6 protein-coding genes are annotated in these 3979 nt (G+C 67.8%); 3 read left to right on the forward strand and 3 right to left on the reverse strand.

Annotated features, from left to right (window positions below):
* Positions 1 to 503 (forward strand): alpha/beta hydrolase fold domain-containing protein (locus P7D22_RS22515; protein ID WP_319936488.1); only part of this gene is annotated, 503 nt, incomplete at its 5' end.
* Positions 504 to 548: 45 nt separating this feature from the next.
* Here P7D22_RS22515 and argC read toward each other — a convergent pair.
* The 3 genes from argC to rplM form a co-directional block, all read right to left on the reverse strand.
* Complete coding sequence (gene argC, locus P7D22_RS22520; protein WP_319936489.1) at positions 549 to 1460, reverse strand: N-acetyl-gamma-glutamyl-phosphate reductase; 912 nt, start codon at positions 1458 to 1460, stop codon at positions 549 to 551.
* A gap of 93 nt (positions 1461 to 1553) precedes the next feature.
* A complete protein-coding gene (gene rpsI, locus P7D22_RS22525) occupies positions 1554 to 2036 on the reverse strand; it encodes a 30S ribosomal protein S9 (RefSeq protein WP_319936490.1) in 483 nt (160 codons plus the stop codon).
* 2 nt (positions 2037 to 2038) lie between these two features.
* On the reverse strand, positions 2039 to 2509 hold the full coding sequence (gene rplM / locus P7D22_RS22530; RefSeq protein ID WP_319936491.1) for a 50S ribosomal protein L13: 471 nt from the start codon (positions 2507 to 2509) through the stop codon (positions 2039 to 2041).
* Between the two features lie 226 nt (positions 2510 to 2735).
* Between rplM and P7D22_RS22535 the strand changes: the two genes are divergently transcribed.
* Both P7D22_RS22535 and P7D22_RS22540 read left to right on the forward strand, forming a co-directional pair.
* Positions 2736 to 3179, forward strand: coding sequence for a CoA-binding protein (locus tag P7D22_RS22535; RefSeq protein WP_319936492.1), 444 nt, complete (start codon positions 2736 to 2738; stop codon positions 3177 to 3179).
* Between the two features lie 53 nt (positions 3180 to 3232).
* Entirely contained in the window at positions 3233 to 3664 is a 432-nt protein-coding gene (locus P7D22_RS22540) for a hypothetical protein (RefSeq protein ID WP_319936493.1), read from the forward strand.
* The last annotated feature ends 315 nt before the right edge of the window (positions 3665 to 3979 follow it).

Raw genomic sequence — 3979 nt, forward strand, 5'->3', positions numbered from 1 at the left:
CCCTCGCCAGGGGCGGCCCGATCGCGGTCGCGGGCGACAGCGCCGGCGCCAATCTCGGGCTCGCGCTGGCGCTGGCGCTGCTGGCCGAAGACCGGCCGGCGCCCGCCTGCGGGCTGTTGTTCTACGGCGCCTATGCGGCGGACACCGCCACGCCGTCCTACCTCCGGTTTGCGGAAGGGTTCGGGTTGACCAGGGCCGCCATGGCGCGTTTCTGGGAGTTCTATGCGCCCGATGCGGCGATGCAGGCCGACCCGCGCGTGTCGCCGCTGCAGACCGATGCGGCCTTGCTGCGTCGCTTGCCGCCGTTGTTCCTCAACGCGGCCGGGCTCGACCCGTTGCTTTGCGACAGCCTGGCGCTGGCGGCGCGGCTGCGCGAGGCCGGCGTCCCGCATGCGCTGCGGCTGCACGAAGGGGTGCACCACGGCTTCATGCAAATGAGCCTCCGGCTGCCGGAGGCGCAAGTGGCCATCGACGAGGCCGCGGCCTTCCTGCGCGGCGTCTAGAACGGGCCAAATGGTTCCATTTGGCCCTGACAGCCTCTGGGCGGCTCAGCCGAGGCCGAGCATCAGCTCGAGGTTCTGCACGGCCGCCGCCGAGGCGCCCTTGCCGAGGTTGTCGAGCCGCGCCACCAGCACGGCATGGCGATGGCCCTCGTTGCCGAACACCCGCAATTCCATGCGGTTGGTGTCGTTGAGCGCCTCGGCCTCGAGGCGCCCGTCGGCGGCTTCGGAGGCCACCACATGGCCGCCGGCCGGGTAGCGGGCCGTGAGCGCGTCGCGGATCGCCGCCACCGTGGGGCGGCCCGGCAGCTCATCGAGGTGGAGCGGCACGCTGACCAGCATGCCCTGATGGAAATTGCCGACCGACGGCACGAAGAGCGGCCGACGGGTCAGGCCGGAATAACGCATGATCTCCGGCACGTGCTTGTGCTGCAGCGTCAGGCCATAAAGCTCGAACGACGGGGCGCCGCCGCTCTGGTGGCTCTCGATCATCGTCTTGCCGCCGCCGCTGTAGCCGCTGACGGCATTAATGGTCAGCGGCGTGCCGGCCGGCACGAGGCCGGCATCCACCAGCGGCCGCAGCAGCGCGATGGCGCCGGTGGCGTAGCAGCCGGGGTTTGACACCGCGCGCGCCGTGCGGATGGCGTCGACCTGTTCGGGCTCGAGTTCCGCGAACCCGTAGGTCCAGCCGTCGGCGACGCGATGGGCCGTCGAGGCGTCGAGCAGCTTGGGCGCTTCTGGGCCGAGCTCCGCCGCAAGCCGCACCGTGTCACGGGCGGCCTCGTCGGGCAGGCACAACACCACGAGGTCGACCGCGCGCAGGATGGCGCGCTTCGTGTCGAGGTCCTTGCGCTTGTCGGCCGCGATCGAGTGCAGGGTCACGCCCGCATGGCGCAGCAGCCGGTCGCGGATGCCGAGGCCCGTGGTGCCGGCCTCGCCGTCGATGAACACCGTCGCCATGCTGGTTCTCCGTGGCCCTGTTCCCAAAGAAAAAAGCGGCCGAAGCCGCTTTTTTCCAGATGTCCTTGACGGTTTCGCGTCGAAGACGCCGCGTCAGCGCTTCGAGAACTGGAAGGAGCGACGGGCCTTGGCGCGGCCGGGCTTCTTACGCTCGACGACGCGGGCGTCGCGCGTCAGGAAGCCTTCGCGCTTCAGCACGGTGCGCAGCTCCGGCTCGTAGTGGGTCAGCGCCTTCGACACGCCATGGCGCACCGCGCCGGCCTGGCCCGACAAGCCGCCACCCGCCACATTGACCATGATGTCGTATTGCGACACGCGGCCCGCGACCTCGAACGGCTGGTTGACGATCATGCGCAACACGGGCCGCGCGAAATAGACCTCGAAGGTCTTGTCGTTCACCACGATCTTGCCCGAGCCGGGCTTGATCCACACGCGGGCAATGGCGTTCTTGCGCTTGCCGGTCGCATAGGCCCGGCCCTGCTTGTCGAGCTTCTGGGCGTAGACGGGAGCCTCGGGCCGGTTGCCGGCGGTGGCGCCCTTGAGGTCTTCGAAGGAGGAGAGCGTGGTCTCGGCCATGATCAGGCGGCCTTCTTGTTCTTGGAGTTCATGGCACCGACGTCGAGGACGGCGGGTTGCTGGGCCTCATGCGGATGGTCGACACCCTTGTAGACCCGCAGGTTGCCGAGCTGCTTGCGGCCGAGCGGCCCGCGCGGCAGCATGCGCTCCACGGCCTTCTCGAGCACGCGCTCCGGGAAGCGCCCTTCGAGGATGAACTTGGCCGAACGCTCCTTGATACCGCCCGGGAATCCCGTGTGGTGGTAATAGATCTTCTGGTCCTTCTTGCGGCCCGTGAACACCACCTGATCGGCGTTGATCACCACGACATTGTCGCCATCGTCCATGTGGGGCGTGAAGGTCGGCTTGTGCTTGCCGCGCAGGTGCATGGCGATGATGGTGGCGAGCCGGCCCACCACGAGGCCCTTGGCGTCGATGAGGATCCAGGTCTTCTCGATGTCGGCCGCCTTGGCCGAATACGTCTTGCCGAACATGGGCGGGGATGATCCGTTTTCAAAAAACACACGGGGCCCATCACGGGCCTCGCATCGTTGGCGGTGCATAAGCCATGCGATTTCAAAGGTCAACAACCGACAGACAGACCTGCAAGCAAAAAAGCATTACAGAACAACATGTTGTCTATATCGGTATCAGGATACCCGAAGAAAAGCCTGCGGTCCTCGCTGAGGTCCAGGGCCCATCCCCCCTGGCGCGGCTCGCATGACCTTTCATAACCCGTCCGACGCGGCGATCGCGGCCATCCTGCGCCACAGCCGCAGCATCGCCCTGGTGGGGGCCTCGGCCAATCCGGCCCGGCCCTCGGCCGGGGTGCTGCGCTGGCTGCTGGCGCGAGGCTATGCCGTGACGGCGGTCAATCCGGGGCTCGAGGGCCCGCTGTTCGGCGCCCCCGTGGTGGCGCGGCTGGAGGCGCTCGAGGCGCCCGTCGACATGGTGGATGTGTTTCGCAACAGCGCCGCGGCCGGCGCGGTCGTGGATGAGGTGCTGGCCCTGCCGTGGCGACCGAAGGCCATCTGGATGCAGCTCGGGGTCCACAATCCGGAGGCGGCGGCGCAGGCCGAGGCGGCCGGCATCACGGTGGTGATGGACCGGTGCCCGGTGATCGAGGCCGGGCGGCTGCCCGACGCCACGCCGCAGGGATCGTGAGGACGCCCACGGCGTTGACCTGGCGTCCCCGCCCCGTCCGGAGTTTATGATCCATGACCACACGTCGAAGCCTCGCGGCCCTGCTGGCCAGCCTGCCGTTCCTCGGCCTCGCCCGGCGCAGCGCGGAAGCGGCCGAGGCCCTTCCCTCACCCGCCGGGGGCCTGCCCTCCCCGACCGGAGGCCCAGGCGAAACCATGCTGACGATCTTCCTGCGCCACGACGAAACCAAGACCGTCGACGAGATCAACCAGCACCTGAAGACGACGGGATGGTTCCGCGACTTTCCGCCCGAAGGCGTCACGGTGGTGTCCTGGTACGTGATGATGGGTATCGGCCAGGTGGTGACGTTGCGCTTCCCGGCCGAAAAGCTGCGCGACGTCAATCGCCTCATCGAGGGCGAGGCCTGGGGCGGCTACCGCACCGAGTTCTACCCGACCTACGATTACCGGGGGCTCATCGAGCAGTTGAAGAAGAAGATGGGCTAATCGTCCGCCTGGGCCGCCACCGCGTCTATCTGTTCCAGTATGTGGGCTAGGATGCGAATGCCATCGGCCGGTGCCGCGCGAAGTCGTTCGAGCAACTTCATGCTCTGGGGCGTCAGAATGGCATGCATAGCACGCAGCCCAGTCGCAGATCGTGATCGGGCGGGATGACCCAACGTACTCGCCGGCTACGGCCGGCTGCCACTAGCTCGTTGCTACGGCCACAAAGGAGTGGAGGTCGGCGCCTATCTCGCATAAACTGCTAGAGCTGCTGTCTTTCGGGCTGAGTCGAGTGGGGTAGCGTAGCGGCTGCTGTTG

The sequence above is a fragment of the Lichenihabitans sp. Uapishka_5 genome, from assembly GCF_033947565.1.
In the GTDB taxonomy this organism is placed as follows: Bacteria; Pseudomonadota; Alphaproteobacteria; order Rhizobiales; family Beijerinckiaceae; genus Lichenihabitans.

Bases quoted from the DNA above. Each gene is read 5' to 3' on its own strand.
- rpsI (WP_319936490.1), bottom strand. From the start codon at position 2,036: ATGGCCGAGACCACGCTCTCCTCCTTCGAAGACCTCAAGGGCGCCACC.
- P7D22_RS22535 (WP_319936492.1), top strand. From the start codon at position 2,736: ATGACCTTTCATAACCCGTCCGACGCGGCGATCGCGGCCATCCTGCGC.
- P7D22_RS22540 (WP_319936493.1), top strand. From the start codon at position 3,233: ATGACCACACGTCGAAGCCTCGCGGCCCTGCTGGCCAGCCTGCCGTTC.
- argC (WP_319936489.1), bottom strand. From the start codon at position 1,460: ATGGCGACGGTGTTCATCGACGGCGAGGCCGGCACCACGGGCCTCGGC.
- rplM (WP_319936491.1), bottom strand. From the start codon at position 2,509: ATGTTCGGCAAGACGTATTCGGCCAAGGCGGCCGACATCGAGAAGACC.